We start from the raw sequence: 16,716 nt of genomic DNA on the forward strand, positions 1-16,716 counted from the left end.
CACTCACCAGCCGTTGTCATGAACGGAAGTATGCGGTAATCCGGCGAATTGGGAAGCCGCCGCCTCATTTTTGATCGCCCACCAGCGCGGCAACAGTTGCTGAATGCGGCTTTCGGCAAAGCGGTCGTCGATCAGCATCACTACCCCGCGATCTTCGCGGGTGCGAATCACCCGGCCGGCGGCCTGCACCACTTTCTGCACGCCGGGGTAAAGATAGGTGTAGTCGTAACCGGCTCCAAAGATCGCTGCCATGCGCCGCTTCAGTTGTTCATTGACCGGGTTGAGCTGCGCCAGCCCCAGGGTGGCGATGAATGCGCCGATCAATCGCGCGCCGGGCAAATCGATGCCCTCACCAAACGCACCGCCCAGTACCGCAAAGCCGACGCCCTGGCTGTGCGGGGTGAACTGATCGAGAAACGCCTGTCGCGCCCCTTCGACCATGCCCCGCGATTGCTGCCACAGGGTGATGTGCGGGTGCCGTTCGGCCAGCAACGTCGCCACTTGTTGCAGGTAATCGAAACTGCTGAAGAACGCCAGATAATTGCCCGGCCGCTCGCTGAACTGGCGGGCGATCAGCTCGACGATCGGCTCAAGCGATGCTTGGCGATGGTTGAAGCGCGTCGAGATACGACTGACGATCTGCACCTGCAACTGCTCGGCGCTGAACGGCGATTCGACGTCGATCCATACGCTGTCGGCGGGTGTTCCGAGCAAGTCAGCGTAATAGTTGCGCGGGCTCAGGGTCGCGGAAAACAGCACGCTGCTGCGCGCAGCCTTCAGGCGTGGGCCGATGAATGCCGCCGGTACCACATTGCGCAAACACAGCTGCGAGAGTGGACGTTTGCGGTCGAGGTCGCGCTTGCTGATGTCGAACAGGTAATGCGCGTCGTACAGCTCCGCCACCCGGCCAAATTGCAGCAAGTCGAAATAGAAGTTCTGCAAACCGCTGTCGAGGCCCTGCGGATGATCGTTGAGGTAATCGCCAATCGCTGCGCAACACAGGGAAATCGCCTGCAAGAGCTTTTCCGGGGCTTTGTCGTAGGCCTGATACGCCGCCAGTTGCGGCGCATGCAGCGCGTTCCATTCGCGATTGACCCGTTGCAGCGACTTTTTCAGCGGTTCGGGCGCGGTTTTGCGCACGCTGCCCAGCGTAGCCTGATCGATACTGGCGCTGTACATCTGCCGGCCGCGCTCGACGAGGTTATGCGCCTCGTCTGCCAGCACCGCGACTTTCCATTGATTGAGCTGCGCCAGACCAAACAGCAATGCGCTGAAATCGAAGTAGTAGTTGTAGTCGGCGATCACCACGTCAGCCCAGCGCGCCATCTCCTGACTCAGGTAATACGGGCACACCGTATGCTGCGCGGCGACTTCACGCATCGCGGCTTGATCGAGCAGGTTGACGCGACTGGCCGCTTCACGGGCAGCGGGCAAGCGATCATAAAAGCCCTGGGCCAACGGGCAGGATTCGCCGTGGCATGCCTTGTCCGGGTGTTCGCAGGCCTTGTCCCGCGCGACCATCTCCAACACGCGCAACGGCAAGGTTGCCGATTGGTCGAACAACACCTGGCTGGCGTCCAGCGCCAGTTTGCGCCCGGGCGTCTTGGCGGTGAGAAAGAACACCTTGTCCAGTTGCTGCGGCGCCAGAGCCTTGAGCATCGGAAACAGCGTGCCGAGGGTTTTGCCGATCCCGGTCGGGGCCTGCGCCATCAGACAGCGACCGGTGCTGATCGCCTTGAACACCGATTCGGCCAGATGGCGCTGACCGGGACGAAAGTCTGGGTGCGGAAAGGCCAGTTGCTGCGCCGCCAGATTGCGCGCCTCGCGGTGGGCCATTTCCTGTTCGGCCCAGTACAGAAACAGGCCGCATTGCTGCTCGAAAAAAACCTGCAAGGCCTCGACGCTGAACGCTTCGACCAGACAGGTTTCCTTCTCGCTGACGATGTCGAAATACACCAGCGCCACGTTGATCTGCGCAAGATCAAGCTTGCGGCACATCAGCCAGCCGTAGACCTTCGCCTGCGCCCAGTGCAACTGCCGATGATTGGCCGGTTGCTTGCTCAAGTCGCCCCGGTAGGTTTTGACTTCCTCCAGGCAGTTCTGCGCCGGATCGTAGCCATCCGCCCTGCCCTTGACCTTCAATTGGCGGAACGTGCCTTCCAGGGCCACTTCGCTCTGGTAGTTGTCACTGCGCCGCGAGGCCACGGTGCGATGGCCGGCAATGCCTTCCAGTGCCGTCGGTGATGGCGTGAAGCGCAGATCGAGGTCGCCAGTCTTGGCGGTGAACTCGCACAGCGCCCGCACCGCAATGCTGTAGCTCAAGCGCTCTGCTCCGCCCATTGCACGTAACAGACGGCTACCGGCATCTGATGCTCATGGCAGAACTCCAGCCAACGCAGCTGGTTGTCCTGCAAGCGATCGCCCGGGCCTTTGACTTCGATCATCCGGTAGGTTTTGTGCTGCGGCCAGAACTGGATCAGGTCGGGCATGCCGGCGCGGTTGGCCTTGATGTCGAGCAGCAAGCGACTGAACCAGTGTTTGAGGTGGGCCGCAGGCAAACAGGCCAGCGCTTGCTCTAGCAGGGTTTCATTCAACGCGCCCCAGAACACGAACGGCGACTGCACGCCCCACTTGGCGACGAATCGCTGGCGGATGGTATCGGCATAACGGCCGTCATCCAGCTCGGTGAGGCAGGCCTGGAACAACTCGGCGCGGCGTTGCTGAAAGTCTTCATTGAGCAGATCCACCGGCCCGCGCTGGAATGGGTGAAAAAACGCCCCCGGCAGCGGCGCGAAAATCGCCGGCCAGCACAACAGGCCGAACAACGAGTTGATCAGGCTGTTTTCCACGTAGTGCACCGGGCCCTCGTCGTCGTGCAGATGCGCCTGCACATGAAACTCCACAGACCGCGCCGGATCGGTGCGCGGCAAGTGCAGATCCAGACGCTCCACCGGTCGCGGTGCCAGCCGTTTCAACGGCGGGCCACCGAGTTTGCGCCGCAGCCGGGGCAAAATGCGTTGCAGGCCTTGCTGCTCGGTGGCGCTTTGCGGCGCCTGTTCGGCCAGCGTGCCGAGTTCCAGCGCCAAGCCGTATTCGCCACAGCGCTCCAAGACCCGGATCATGCGCAATCGCGCCCCCGGATAGGCGCACGTCCGGTAAATGTCCAAGGCCAGGGCAAACTCAGTGATGCGCTCGCAATACTGGCCGATCTGAAACAACACCTTGGCGCGTCGACGCTCCAGCCACGGGTTGGCGAAGTGCAAGGCGCTGACCTGCGCAACAATGGTTTCCAGCGGCTCACCCGCCTCGAAGCGCAACTGGCATTGGTGCAGAAACAGGCAGGCGTCGACGTCTTCACGGCTGCGCAAACCACGGGAATCGGCGCAGAACTCGACTTTTTCATAGGTGAAAATGCCAAGGTCGGCCAGCACGAACTCCGACCAGTCCTGATAAAGGTTGCCGAAGAACATCAACCGCAAGCGGTCGCACAGGTCCATGATGGTCAGGCTGAACAGGCGATCTTGCAGCGCCGGCGCCCAATCATGCAGCGTGCGCGCATCAGTGAACCGCTCGGCCAACGCTGGCAGCCAATCGTCCTTGCGCGCCTTGGGTTGTTCGATGAAAGCGCCGAAGGCTTGCAGGATTTCGGCTTTGAGCAGTACGTCGAACAGCTCTGTGATCGCCAGCGCCGCGTGCTCGTCGATCCAGCCCTGCTCCAGCAGCGGTTGCGCCGCTTGGCCGATGTCACCGATTTCCGGGTAGTTGAGTTTACCGGCACGAAAATGCACGCCCTTGCGCATCACCAACCGCACCAGCAAACCCTGCGAAGCGCGCGGCAACACCTTGAAGTCACGCATGAACGCATGCTCTGCTTCACCCATCACATCGGCATAGCGAAGCTCAAGCCATTCAAGCACTTGCCGGAAGTTGTTGAGGTAATAGAACGGATCGTCGAGGGGATTGGCAGTCACGGGAATTCTGGGCCACGGGGAGCGAATACTGGTTATGCGTACAGATACCAGTTCTGCCCCGCCCGGCGCAAACGGAAAAGGATCAATGGCATTTTTTCCCCGGCCTATCGAACTTTTTCTGGTTGAATGGCACCAACCGCGTTAGAACACCGACATCGCTCGGCATCACATGGATTAAGGAATTAGAGATGGGCATGAAAATCAAGACTCTGGGCATCCCCTTCGCGGTAGCGACCCTGCTGACTCTGGCCGGTTGCGCGAGCCCGACCGTGGTCACCCTGCAAAACGGCACCCAGTATTTGACCAAGGACATGCCGAAGACCGAAACCGAGGACGGCTTCTATGAGTTCGAGGATATTTCCGGCGCCAAGGTGAAAGTACGCGCGGCGGAAGTGGCTACCGTGCGCGAAGAAGACTGACGAAACACGACCTGTGTAGGAGCTGCCGAAGGCTGCGATCTTTTGATCTTTTTTTTAAGATCAAGATCGAAAGATCGCAGCCTTCGGCAGCTCCTACAAGGGGATTAGGGTGTTACTGATCAAGGGTCATGCCGGGGATCGTGTTGTCGCAACGCAAGTACTGCCCGCCACGCCGGGCCAGTTCGCCCTGCAAACGCTGGCAACGCTCCTGATCCTGCTGGGCCATGCGGTCGATGCTCAGGTTGCCGGTGGTTTGCGGCTGTTTACCGTCACCCAGGCGAATGGTCACAAATGGCTGTTCAGGCTGGATCTGAAAGCGGCTTTTCTCTTCGACCGGCTCCACCATTTCGCTTTTGGCCGGGCTCGGCAATTGATCGGTGGTGATGCCGTAACGGCTCAGAATCGAGCTTTGAGGCAGATCGGCCCAGGTGTTGGCCGAGAACAGCGCCAATCCCACAATCCCGACATACCCTTTGAAACCTTTCACGTGTGAATCTCCTGTGCTCAATGGCGGCTAGCTATAGAACGTGTGTGCACGTACTGGCTTTAGGCCGCTTTTCCTGTTTGCACAGGTTGAGAGTCGGATGATGGCCGGCGAGTCACTTTTGATACCGCATTATCGTTCTTCGCGAGCAAGCTCGCTCCCACAGGGTTTTCCGTCGGCCACATGTTTTGTGTTCGACGCAAATCCACTGTGGGAGCGAGCTTGCTCGCGAAAGCGTCCTTACAGGCGCCGCATCAACATCAGGCGATCACAATCCCATCGCCACTCAAGCTATTCAGCGACACCCCCACCAACGTCACCGAATCATTACCGAACGACAGCACCGTATCCTGCCCAACTGCTGAAGCATGAGCACGGAAGTCATCGCTCGGCAAAACACCCTGCACGCCGAGGAACACCAGTTTGTCGTTGGCGGTGAACCCCACCACCCGATCCTGTCCGAACGCGCCGTTGAACAGGAACGTATCCGCCCCGCCGCCCGATTCCATCAGGTCATTACCGGAGCCACCGACAAACACGTCGTTGCCAGCGCCGCCAATCAAATGATCGTTGCCATCGAGCCCGAACAACCAGTCACCGCTGGCATGCGCCTTGAGCGTATCGGCGCCGTTGGTGCCCTTCACGCTGGATTCGTACGCCGTGACATTGTTGCCAGCCTTCAAACCGCTGGCCGTGACGCTGTGGGTCACATCGTCCTTGAACAGCCCCCAGAGGAAGCCCGGCTCCTTGGTAACAATGCTGCCGATGTCGCGGGTGATGCTGATCCCACCGTTGCCATCGCGGATGTACAGATTGCCCGCGCCGTCATTGGCGAAGTCGAAGGTGTTTACCGATTTCTGCAAGTCGAGGCTGTTACTGCCCTGCCCGCCGAGGATGACGTTATAGCCGCCGCCATCACGAAAGGTGTCGTTACCGGCGCGGCCTTCAAGATAGTCATGGCCGCTGCCGCCCTGGATCAGGTCGTTGCCGTCGCTGCCGATGATGAACGTGCTGCCCTTGTGGGTTTCGGCGTTGCGGTTGAGGTCCTGCACCCAGGTGTTGGCCCGCGCCGGGTCCGACAGGTTGGCGACGATGATCGTCGAGTCCTTGCTGGTCAGGTCGTAGAACTTCGACTCTACGATCCGGTTCATGCCGTCGCCATACGCAGTCGGCAAGTGCGAGATCCAGGTTGGAATATTCAGGATCGAGTACGGCAACACATTCCAGGCGTTAGAGGCGTAGTGATCGTTGAAGCTGACGATGTTGTCGGTGGCGGATTCCTTGGGCGCATCGTGTACGCCAATCGACGCGCCGGTGAAGGTCGAGCCGTCGAGCGCGCGGAACACCGGGTCGTTTTCGTAGCCAACATTGAGCACCTTGTCGGTACTGCTCTGGGTGGGCGAAGCGTAGGCGATGTAGTTGGAGTCACTGAAGAAGCCACCCCACTTGCCGCCGCTCAAGTCCGCCATGCTGTTGACGGCCAATCCACCGAGGCTGTGGCCGCTGACCAGCACGTCTTTGCCGCTGAGACCGTTTGCCGTGGCGAACGCGACCACGTCGTTGAGCAGATTGCCGAAAGCTTCACCGACGTAGTTCTTGGCGTAGTCGTTGGGGCCGAAGGCCGCGAGCAGGTCGTTGATGACGTCGCCGATGGAGTCGAGGATCAGGTTTTCTCGCGGGCCGCTGGTACCGCGAAAGGCAATGCCCAGTTCGGTGAGATGGCCTTGGGCGTCGTATTTTCCGAGGATCTCCACTTGGGCGCTGGTGTAACCGGCCTTCTCGCCGAAGAAGGTTCCGCGCGCGTCAGTCTTGCCGTCGTAGCCCAATTGCGAAGCGGTGATCGGCGTCCAACCGGCCTTTTGCACTGCTTCGAGGGCAAGTTTTTCTGAATCGGGATTCCACGGGATACCGGGGATGACGCCTTGCGAATCGGTACCGCCAATCAGCGCGGTCACCAGCGTGGCCGGCAGGCCGAGGCCGAAACCGTTGTGCTGATAACCGCTGGCAAAACCGTTATCGAGGTTGTGATAGGAATACAGCGTGATGGCCATGGCGTCACTGAACAACGCCTTGGAATCGGCTGTACCGAAGTTTTTGTAGTCATACACACCCATTGCCATTGCCTCTCTTTTTGTTGGAATTGTCAGAGATAGCTCACAGCCGGGGCGCCCCTCGCGGGACGCCGCGGAGCATTTCGATACAACACTTCTCAAATAAAACTCTGTACCTCCTGATCACCGCTCCCCTGTAGGAGCTGCCGCAGGCTGCGATCTTTTGACTTTGTTTTTTAAAGACAAGATCAAAAGATCGCAGCCTGCGGCAGCTCCTACAGGGGGAGCGTTGTTTGCTTCAATTGCGTCGGTTGCGGGAATCTAGGCGAAGACGAAACTCGAATCCGACAGATTAGCCACTCCCACACCGATCAGCGTCACGGCAAACTCGCCAATCTTCAGCACGGTATCGCCACCGGCCTGCGACGCATGCTGTTTATAGTCGTAGCCCTGCCCCGCGCCTTCGACACCCATGAACAGCAGTTTGTCGCTGCCCTGATAACCATTGATGGCATCGAAACCGAACTCGCCGCTGAACAGGAAGGTATTGTTGCCACCCACCGCGTTCATCACATCGTTACCCCCGCCACCGACGAAAGTCACATGGCCCTTGTCGCTGATCAGCGTGTCGTCGCCACCCAGGCCAAACAGCCAGTCACCGTCGACCGTGGCGTGCAACGCGTTGCCGTAGCCATCGCCGCTGAGCGAATGGTTGTACTGCGTCAGCTCGCTGCCATTGGTCAAACCTTTGGCCGTGACGCCCCAGGTGATCTCCTTGCTGCCCCACCACGACCCCGACTCCTTGCTCACCAGCGCACCAATGTCGCGGGTCATGCTGATGCCGCCGTAGGCGTCGCGCACATACAGCGTGCCGTCACCGTCGTTGGCGAAGCTGAAGTTCTGTAACGGCTTCTGCAGCTCGAAGGTGTTATGGCCCTGGCCGCCGAGCAGGATGTTGTAGCCGCCGTCATCGCGAAAACGATCATCACCGCCCAGGCCCTCAAGGAAGTCGTTACCCGCCCCGCCCTTGAGCCAGTCGTTGCTCTGGGTGCCGATGATGAAGGTGCTGCCGGTGTGCGGCTCGCCACTGCGGCCCAGATCCTCGACCCAGGTTTTACCCCGGGACGACTCCTCAAGGTTGGAGACGATGATCGTCGAGTCCTTGTGGGTCAGGCCGTAGAACTTCGAATCGATCACCCGATTCAAGCCATCGGCATACCCCAGGGAACTGTGGGCCGACCAGTTCATCGGATTGACGATGCTGAACGGCACCAGGTTCTGCGCGGTCGACGCATAGTTGTCGGTGAAGTTGACGATGTTGTCGGTGGTCGAATCGTGCGGCTTGTCGTGCTTGCCCATCGATGCGCTGCTGAACGTGGTGCCGTCGAGCACGCGGAACACCGGATCGTTTTCGTAACCGATGTTCAGCACGTTGTTGCCAGTGCTGCTCTGGGTCGGCGAGGCGAAGGCGATGTAGTTGGCGTCCTTGAAGAACCCGCCCCAGTTGCCGGCGCTCAACTCGGCCACACTGTTGACGCCAAGCCCGCCGAGGCTGTGGCCGCTGATCAACACGTCCTTGGCGCCAATGCCATGGGCGATGGAGAACGCCGCAACAGCCTTGAGCAGATTGTCGAAGGCATTTTTCGCGTACTGACTGGCGTAGTCCGAAGGACCGACGGCGGCCAGCAGATTGTTTTTCATGTCGCCGAAGGTATCGCTGTAACCCAGGCCCCCGGTGCCACGAAAGGCAATGCCGATGCCGATCAGTTTGCCGGCCGCGTCGTACTTGCCGAGCACTTCGGCCTCGGCGCTGGTGAAGCCATCCTTCTCGCCGAAAAACGTGCCTTGCGGCCCGACCTTGCCTTGATAGCCCAGCGCCGTCGCTGTAACCGGCGCCCAGCCCCCGGCCGGCAATGGCTTGCCGGTCGGGGTGTAGGCATACAGCGTCAGAGCGATGGCATCGCTGTACAACGCTTTGCCATCGGCATTTTTGTAATCAAACAGTCCCATGTTGTGCTCTCTCTTCCTTGAAATCAGAACTGCCAGTCGAGCGTCAGACCCACGCCGTGGTCTTTCTCGTTCGAACCGATCAGCCCGTTGTAATCCAGGTTCACCCGCACATCGCGGTTGAGCGCGAGACCAGCGCGCACACCGACCACCGCGGCATCACGATCCAGCGACACGCTCTGCACGTTGAACGCGCTGTTGCCATTGGCGAACGCCAAATGGTTTTCAGCATCGACACTGCTCAGGTTGTGCTGCCAGCCCAGGGTTGCGCCCAGTTCCAGCTGATGCTTCTCGGACAAGGCAAACGTGCGCTTGGCGCGAACGCCGAGTGTCGACAGCACCGCTTCGCGATTGTCTTCACCGCCCTTCAGCGCGGCGGCGTCACCCTTCTCGGTGAAGCTGTCGCTGTTGAGGTGCACGTAAGCCAGGTTGGCGAACGGCTCCAGGTTCATCGGTTGCAGGCCCAGATCGTAAGCGGCTTCTGTGAACAATTGCGCAGTGCTCGCATCGCGTTTTACTTTCTGGTTACCACTGACATCGCCGAATTGCAGATCACGTTTCACATCGATACGGTGCCAGCTATAGGCGCCGCCCACGGTCAGACGCAGTGCGTCGATTTCATGGCCCAAGTACGCGCCCAAGTGGTAGCTGTCGACGGATGCCGACGAATGCGTGCCGCTGCCCATGCTCAGTGAACTGTCGCTATAACCGGTAACGAAACCCAGGCGAGTATCTTCAGCAATCAAGCCGTCGACGCCGGCCAGCAAGCCACCGATGGAGCTGTTGAAATCGGCATTTTCATGCCCGCCATCGCTCTTGCCCCACGCGCCCAGCACCTTGACCCAGGCGTTGCTGCGATCATCAGTCGGCGCGGCGGCGTCGAACAGATCACGTTCGCGCAGACGTTCACCCACGGCATCGCGCAGGTAACGGCTGTCGTTGATCAGCATCGTGCCGATGGCCGGATGAATCTCGCCGGACAACTGCTGGAACGCTTGTTGCGCTACGGCGGCAGTCGGTGACACCAGCAGGGTTTCGAACAGGGCATTGCCCGCGCCCAGACGCTCGGCAGCGGCACCCACGGCGCGCTGGTTCGGCGTCAGACCCACGCTGGCGAATGAAGCGTCATTGCGCCCCACCGCCAGTTGAATACCGTTCGCCGAGTAAGCGAGCGTCCCGCCAAGAAACGCGTAATCCGGCAACACCTGGCCGAAGCGTCCTTCGATACCGCCCGCCGCTTGCAGGATGTTGTACTGCGTACCGAGCAGGCTTTGCACTTCGCCAGTGGTCAGCAGTGTCGGGCTGTTTTCCAGCGCCATGGTCACGGTGGCGCCATCGATTACGGCTTTACCGGTGGCGACGATCTGGTCGCTGCTGGTTGGGGACAGTTCCACCGCGTAAGTCGAGCCCGACGCGAAGGTCACGTCACCGGCGACATTCATCGTGCCGATCGAGTTGCCCGGCGCCACGGTACCGCCACTGTTCACCGACAACGCGCCGATCCGGCCATTGCCGCCGAGGATACCGCCGTCATTCACCGTGACCGCAGAGGCCAGCGAGCCGTTGATAGCGAGTCGGCCCTGATTGACCAGGGTCGGGCCGCTGTAGCTGTTGTTGCCGGTCAGCACCAGTGTGCCGATGCCCTGCTTGGTCAGGCCGCCATGGCCGGAAATGTCGTTGCGCCAGGTATCGAGGCCGCAAGTGATGTCGTTGCACACGCGCTCGGTGGGTTTGCCCTGATCGATGATCGCGCCAATACCCGGCAAGTCCGCGACAAACTGGCCGGAGCCGTAAGCGCCGTCGATGCGGAACTCGCTCGGAATATCCTGCTCGGTGACGAACATCGCCGGGCCATCGATGCCTTTGCGCAGGTTGATCATGCCCCAGCCATACAACGCGTCGATGCCCGGCGCGCCGAGGTCGGTCGCGGTTGTGCGCAACACGCTGGCGACTTGATCGCCGGACATGTACGGGAAGCGTTCCATCAGCACGGCCATTGAGCCGGCCACATGCGGGGCGGCCATCGAGGTGCCGTTGTAGTTTTTGTAGCTGGTGGTCAGGTTGTCGGCGTTGGTGCCCTCGATGATCGCGCTGAAGATCTTCGTGCCGGGCGCCGAAACGCAGAAACTCGCGGTGTAGCCGCAACGTGATGAGAACGTACTCATGATGTACGGATTGGCGCTGGTCTGGTCCGGATTCTGCTGTAACGCGGCGACGGTGATCCAGTTCGGTGCGATATCCGGGACGAAGTAACCGAGGCCGGCGATGGCGTCCGGGTTGTTCAGGTTGTAGTCGTTGCCAGCGGCGAAAATCGTCACGATGCCGCTGCGTGCCGCGGCAATTGCACCGTCATAGGCGCCGCCGGGTTTGGTGCCGAGCAGCGTGCGGATTTCGTTGAATTGCACCTGCGCGTCGTTGACGGTGAAGTGCGGGTACGCCGGATTGCGGCCACCGAGGTCGAAGCGATCGGTGATGCCAATGCCCCAGCTGTTGTTGATGATTCGCGCGCCACTGGCGATCAGCGCATCCCAACCTGCCTTGTACACGGCGCCGTCGTTACCGCGGACGATACCGTCTTCAGGGCCGGGGTCGCCGTTGTCGGCACTGATGATTTGTGCGCCGAACGCGACGCCATGCATCGGCCCGCCGTCACGGCTGCCTGCAGCGATGCCACCGACGTGGGTGCCGTGCGCACCGAGTTTGCCGTCGGAGCCGACCGAAGGCGAACCGTCATAACGGAACGCGTCCCCGGCTTTGACCGGGATGTACGGATCGGTGTATTCGCGGATGCCGCTGGTGACCAGGGTGACGACTTTGTTGCTGCCGGAAAACTCCGGATGCGCGGCGTACACCGGTTGATCGAAGATCCCCAGTTTCACGCCTTTACCGGTGTAACCAGCGGCGTATGCGTGATCGGCACCGATTGCGCCCAGGCCCCAGTCAGCCTGGAATTCGGCACTGCGCCAACTGCCGACATCGCCCGTGCGACCGTTTTCCACATAGGGCGCGGCCTGTGCGGTGCCCCAGGTGGTGAGCGCGCACAACACCGCGCCAGTCAGCGTTTTCAGGGCAAAGCAGCCACCCGTTTGCGCGGGGGTTTTATTGTTTTTCATCCTGCGACCTTCCTTAGTTGTGTTGCGAAAAATCCGTCTACGTTCAGCTAGCGCCCCCCCTGTAGGAGCTGCCGCAGGCTGCGATCTTTTGATCTTGCTTATAAAAATCAAAGTCAAAAGATCGCAGCCTGCGGCAGCTCCTACAGGGGTTTGCCTGTTTTTTAGGGGTTCGGTCAGAACTGCCAGTTCAGGCTCAACCCGACGCCATGGCTCTTCTCGCGGCTAGCCAACTGCCCGTTGTAATCAAGGTTCACGCGCACGTCTTTGCTCAACGCCAGACTGGCCTGCACACCGACCAACGCGGCATCGCGCACCAGCGCCGAACTCTCGACGCTGTAAGGCGTGCCGCCGCTGGCAAAGCGCAGATGCTGGTCAGACTCGATGTCGGTGAGGCTGTGCTGCCAGCCCAGATGGCCGCTCACATCCAGTGATTGCTGATTCGACAGATTGAACGTCTTCACCGCCCGCACACCGAGTGTGCTCATCACTGCATCACGCTGATCGCCCGAGCTTTTGAGCGCCGCCGCATCGCCCTTCTCGGTGAAGCCTTCGGTGTCCACATGCACGTAGGCCAGATTGGCAAACGGCTCCAGCGCCAGGGGTTGCAGCTGCACGCGATAAGCCGCCTCGCCGAACAACTGAGTCGTCGCCGCATCAACCTTGGCTTTCTGTTTGGCGCTGACGTCGCCGTATTGCAAATCGCGCTTCACATCGGCGCGATGCCAGCTGTAGGCCGCGCCGGTGCTCAGGCGCCAGGCGCCGATCTCATGCCCGGCGTAAGCACCGAGGTGATAGCTGTCGACCTTGGCCGACGAGTGCGTGCCCGAGCCCATGCTCAGCGAGCTGTCGCTGTAGCCGGTGACCAGACCGATGCGGGTCTGCTCGTCCAGCGCGCCGTCGACACCGGCCAGCAGGCCGCCAATCGACGTGTTGTAGCCCGCCGTGTCATGGCTCGAATCGGTGCTGCCCCACGCGCCGAGGGCCTTGATCCAGCCGTTGCTTTGCGTAGCAGAAGCATCGTTCAGGCGCTCACCGACGGCATCGCGCAACTGGCGGCTATCGTTGATCAGCATCGAACCCACGGCCGGGTAGATTTCGCCGCTTAATTGCTGGAAAGCCTTTTGCGCAGACGCGGCGTCTGCCGACAGCAGCACGCTTTCGTAAACCGAGTTGCCTGCGCCGAGGCCTTCGACAGCGGTGGCCACCGAGCGTTGATTCGGGGTTTGGCCGACGCTGGCGAACGCGGTCGCGTTGCGTTCGATATTGAGTTGAATGCCGTTTGCTGCGTAATCGAGGCTGCCGCCGATGAACAGATAATTCGGCACCACGGCGCCAAACCGGCCCTGAACACCACCCGCCGCTTGCAGGATGTTGTACTGGCGTCCGAGCAGGCTTTGCGCCTCGGAAGCACTGAGTAAGGTCGGGCTGTTTTCCAGCGCCAGGCTGACGGTTGCGCCGCTGACTGTAGCCGTGCCACCGGCAACAATCTGGTCGCTGCTGCTCGGTGACAATTCCACCGCGTAGGTCGAGCCTGGCGCGAAGGTCACGTCGCCAGCCACATTCAAGGTGCCGATGGAGTTGCCCGGCGCCACGCGCCCGCCGCTGTTGGCCATCAGCGAGCCGATTTGCCCGGAGCCGCCAAGGGTGCCGCCATCGTTGACGGTCACTGCAGAAGCCAGCGAACCATTAACGCTCAGCAAGCCGCCATTGACTGTGGTCGGACCGCGAAAGGTGTTGTCCCCGGTGAGAAACAGGCGCCCTGCCCCGGACTTGATCAGGCTGCCCTGATAAACCCGCGCCGTGGCGGCCGCATCACGGGCCATGCCCACCGCGTAGTCGGTCTGATCCTGCTGGCTGGCACCCGGCGCAACACCGTTCTGCCAGCCCTTGTCTTGCAGGGTTTGCTGCCAGGCAGTGTGTTCGGCGAGGTCTTCGTTCTGGCGCTGGATCAGCGCCTTGTCGGAAATGTCGTTACTCCAGACATCGCTCTGCCCGGCCGCCAGATTGGCGTCGAAGGCGCCGAGTAATTGCCCGGGCCCGCGCATCGCCCGGTTCAGGTTGGCCACGCCCCAGCCGAGCCGTTCGGTCGGCGCATCCGTCACCGAGCCATCGAGTTGCGTAGCGGTGGTCAACAGCACTTCGAGCGCCTGCTGATTGTTCATGTACGGGTAGCGTTCCATCACCAGCGCCAGGGCGCCGGTGGCGTGCGGTGCCGACATCGAGGTGCCGGACTTGATCGCGTAACCGCCACCGGGAATGGTGCTGTCGATCTTCGCGCCCGGCGTGGTGATGCACCAGTATTTGGCGATGCCGCACTGGTTGTACTTCTGCTGATTGCTCTGATCGAGACCGGAGACCGCCAGCCAGTGACCTTCGAGATCCGGCTGAAAGTACGGCAGCGCTGAGCGCACGCTGGCATTCGGATAACCGCTGTTGCCGGCGCTGAACACGTTGATGACCCCGCGATGGGAAACGTCGGCAGCGGCGTCGAGCCAGGTGCCTTTGTTCCAATGTTGGGCGTAGGCGGCATGCAGATCGGCCAGGGTGCGGTAGCTGACATCCGGCGGCTGACTGCCCCAACTGTTATTGATGGCGCGCACGCCGGCATCGGCCAATGCGTCGTATACCGCTTTGAAATAACGCGGATCGGGATTGGGGCCGAACAGGAAACTGTCGTTCTTGTTGGTGTTGCCGACGTAGATTTGTGCGTTGTACGCCCCACCGTGCATGCCGGTGCCGTCACGCGAGGCGCCCATGGTGCCGACCACGTGGGTGCCGTGGGAATCGTTGTTGGGGTTGAGGGTGCCGTCGACGTTGAACGGCGAGCCGTCGACATAGCTGCCGTTGGCCAGCACCGGGTGGTAACGCTCAGTGGCGAATTCGAGATGGGCGGCGTCGAAACCGGAATCGAGCGCACCGATTTTCACGCCTTTGCCGGTGATGCCAGCGGCGTAGGCTTGATCGGCCTGCATGCGCGCAAGGCCCCAATCGCGCTGGAATTCAGCGCTGCGCCAACTGGCGGGATCACCGGGTTTGCCGGATTCCAGGTACTCGGCATGGGCCTGGGAAATAGAAACTGCGAGCAACAGCGTGCCAACCGAAATCGGCTTGATACGTACGTCCATGTTCACTACTCACTTTTATTGTTTTATTCAGGAGTTGCCGAAAGCTGCGATCCAAAAAGCCAGATCAAAAGATCGCAGCCTTCGGCAGCTCCTACAGGGGCATGCATATTTCTGGATTAATCACTTTCCTGCTTTGTGTAGGAGCTGCCGAAGGCTGCGATCTTTTGATCTTCGGTGTTATCGAGTTTTTGGGCCTTGTCCAAACGCCTCATCCACCCGCGCCAGATCCTGCTCATTCAAGGTGCCGGCGTAATAATGCAACTTGGTCCACGCCATCAAATAGTCGTACCGCGCCTGCGCCAGATCGCGGCGGGTGGTGAACAGTTGTTGCTCGGCGTTCAACGCGTCGAGGTTGGTGCGTTCACCGCCGAGGATGCTTTGCTTGGTCGACACCACCAACGCTTCCGCCGAGCTCAGGGCCTTTTGATAGGCGCGCAATTTATTCACCCCCGACAAGCAAGCGCTGAACTGGCGACGCAGTTCGATCAGTGTCTCGCGGGTCTTGCCGTCCAGTTCGTACTCGGCCTGTTCCATGGTGCGGCTGGCCTGACGGGTGGAGGCCGACACGCCGCCACCGGCGTACAACGGCACGCTCACTTCGAGGCCGATGGTGTTGGTTTCGTAACGCTGGTTGTAGGTGTTGCCGCTTTCCGATTCGTTCTGGCGCATCGAGGCGTAGGCATTGATTTTCGGCAAGTGCCCGGCGCGGTTGCGCTCGACCTCGTAGCGCGCCACTTCCACAGCCTGGCGTTGCGAGGCCAGATTCGGGTTATTGCTGACCGCCATTTCATGCCAGGTATCGAAATTGGCTGGCTGCAGTGCGAAGGTCTGGAAATTCTGATCCAGCGGCGCCAGATCACCGATATCCACGGCCGGCACACCGACCAGTGCGCCCAGTTCGCGCAGCGCCGCGTCCTGCTCGTTACGCGCCTCGATCTCCTCGGCGGTCGCCAGTTCATAACGCGACTCGGCTTCCAGAATGTCCGTGCGCGTGCCTTCACCCTGCTTGAACATGTGTTCGTTTTGCTGGAACTGCTGCTCGTAAGCCTTCTTCTTCGCCAGCGCAATATCAATCTGGTCCTGGGCAAACAAGGCTTTGGTGTAGTTATCCAGCACGCGCACCAGCAGTTCCTGGCTCTTGCCGCGAAAGCTTTCGTCGGCAAACAGCGACTGCGCCACGCCCTTGCGATACGCCGCATAAGCTTCGTAATCGAGCAGCGGTTGTTGCAGGGTCAGGGCCGAGCCGTAACTGCTGTAATTGCGGTCATCGGTTTTATTGCGCGCGCGCTCATCAAGGGACGTGGCCTTCGACGAGTTACGGCCCTTGTTGTAGGTGTAACCGATTCGCGGCAGCAGCCCGGCACGGCCAATGGCGCGGTTTTCCAGACCTGCATCACGCTCCTTGATTGCGCCGAGGAACACCGGGTCATTGCGCAACGCCTGTTCGTAGATCTCAAACGGCCCCATGGCCGCTACGACTGAGTGACTCGCGAACAACGTCAGTGCTGCCGCGAGCATGCAAAGCTTATTCATACAGCTGAACATC

At 60.7% G+C, this 16,716-nt stretch carries 9 protein-coding genes; 1 reads left to right on the forward strand and 8 read right to left on the reverse strand.

Features of this window, described 5'->3' with window-relative positions; translation table 11 throughout:
• Window positions 1-3: 3 nt before the first annotated feature.
• On the reverse strand, window positions 4-2,322 hold the full coding sequence (locus ICA15_RS06625; protein WP_210552772.1) for an ATP-dependent DNA helicase: 2,319 nt from the start codon (window positions 2,320-2,322) through the stop codon (window positions 4-6).
• Window positions 2,319-3,971 carry a VRR-NUC domain-containing protein gene (locus tag ICA15_RS06630; protein WP_210552773.1) on the reverse strand — a complete coding sequence of 551 codons (1,653 nt, stop codon included), beginning with the start codon at window positions 3,969-3,971 and terminating at the stop codon, window positions 2,319-2,321. Before ICA15_RS06630 ends, ICA15_RS06625 begins: the two co-directional genes overlap by 4 nt.
• 194 nt (window positions 3,972-4,165) lie before the next feature.
• Here ICA15_RS06630 and ICA15_RS06635 point away from each other — a divergent pair, with 194 nt between their 5' ends.
• Window positions 4,166-4,390 (forward strand): YgdI/YgdR family lipoprotein, encoded by a 225-nt coding sequence (locus ICA15_RS06635; protein WP_150603884.1) that lies wholly within the window; start codon window positions 4,166-4,168, stop codon window positions 4,388-4,390.
• Window positions 4,391-4,502: 112 nt separating this feature from the next.
• Here ICA15_RS06635 and ICA15_RS06640 read toward each other — a convergent pair whose 3' ends face one another.
• The 6 genes from ICA15_RS06640 to ICA15_RS06665 form a co-directional block, all read right to left on the reverse strand.
• Window positions 4,503-4,877 (reverse strand): hypothetical protein, encoded by a 375-nt coding sequence (locus ICA15_RS06640; RefSeq protein WP_150615562.1) that lies wholly within the window; start codon window positions 4,875-4,877, stop codon window positions 4,503-4,505.
• A gap of 257 nt (window positions 4,878-5,134) precedes the next feature.
• Window positions 5,135-6,988 carry a polyurethanase gene (locus tag ICA15_RS06645; protein WP_210553187.1) on the reverse strand — a complete coding sequence of 618 codons (1,854 nt, stop codon included), beginning with the start codon at window positions 6,986-6,988 and terminating at the stop codon, window positions 5,135-5,137.
• A gap of 258 nt (window positions 6,989-7,246) precedes the next feature.
• Window positions 7,247-8,935, reverse strand: coding sequence for a polyurethanase (locus tag ICA15_RS06650; protein ID WP_210552774.1), 1,689 nt, complete (start codon window positions 8,933-8,935; stop codon window positions 7,247-7,249).
• A 23-nt stretch (window positions 8,936-8,958) separates the two neighbouring features.
• Window positions 8,959-12,045 (reverse strand): autotransporter serine protease, encoded by a 3,087-nt coding sequence (locus ICA15_RS06655; RefSeq protein ID WP_210552775.1) that lies wholly within the window; start codon window positions 12,043-12,045, stop codon window positions 8,959-8,961.
• Between the two features lie 173 nt (window positions 12,046-12,218).
• Window positions 12,219-15,170, reverse strand: a complete 2,952-nt coding sequence (locus tag ICA15_RS06660) for an autotransporter serine protease (protein ID WP_210552776.1) — start codon at window positions 15,168-15,170, stop codon at window positions 12,219-12,221.
• A 177-nt stretch (window positions 15,171-15,347) separates the two neighbouring features.
• Window positions 15,348-16,715, reverse strand: a complete 1,368-nt coding sequence (locus ICA15_RS06665; protein ID WP_150615558.1) for a TolC family outer membrane protein — start codon at window positions 16,713-16,715, stop codon at window positions 15,348-15,350.
• Window position 16,716 lies beyond the last annotated feature (1 nt).

The organism is Pseudomonas sp. P116, assembly GCF_020149425.1.
Lineage (GTDB): Bacteria > Pseudomonadota > Gammaproteobacteria > Pseudomonadales > Pseudomonadaceae > Aquipseudomonas > Aquipseudomonas anatoliensis.

What these genes read in the sequence shown, in the direction of transcription:
- ICA15_RS06635 (WP_150603884.1), top strand. Translation starts at nt 4,166, where the DNA reads ATGAAAATCAAGACTCTGGGCATCCCCTTCGCGGTAGCGACCCTGCTG.
- ICA15_RS06645 (WP_210553187.1), bottom strand. Translation starts at nt 6,988, where the DNA reads ATGGGTGTGTATGACTACAAAAACTTCGGTACAGCCGATTCCAAGGCG.
- ICA15_RS06650 (WP_210552774.1), bottom strand. Translation starts at nt 8,935, where the DNA reads ATGGGACTGTTTGATTACAAAAATGCCGATGGCAAAGCGTTGTACAGC.
- ICA15_RS06655 (WP_210552775.1), bottom strand. Translation starts at nt 12,045, where the DNA reads ATGAAAAACAATAAAACCCCCGCGCAAACGGGTGGCTGCTTTGCCCTG.
- ICA15_RS06660 (WP_210552776.1), bottom strand. Translation starts at nt 15,170, where the DNA reads ATGGACGTACGTATCAAGCCGATTTCGGTTGGCACGCTGTTGCTCGCA.
- ICA15_RS06665 (WP_150615558.1), bottom strand. Translation starts at nt 16,715, where the DNA reads ATGTTCAGCTGTATGAATAAGCTTTGCATGCTCGCGGCAGCACTGACG.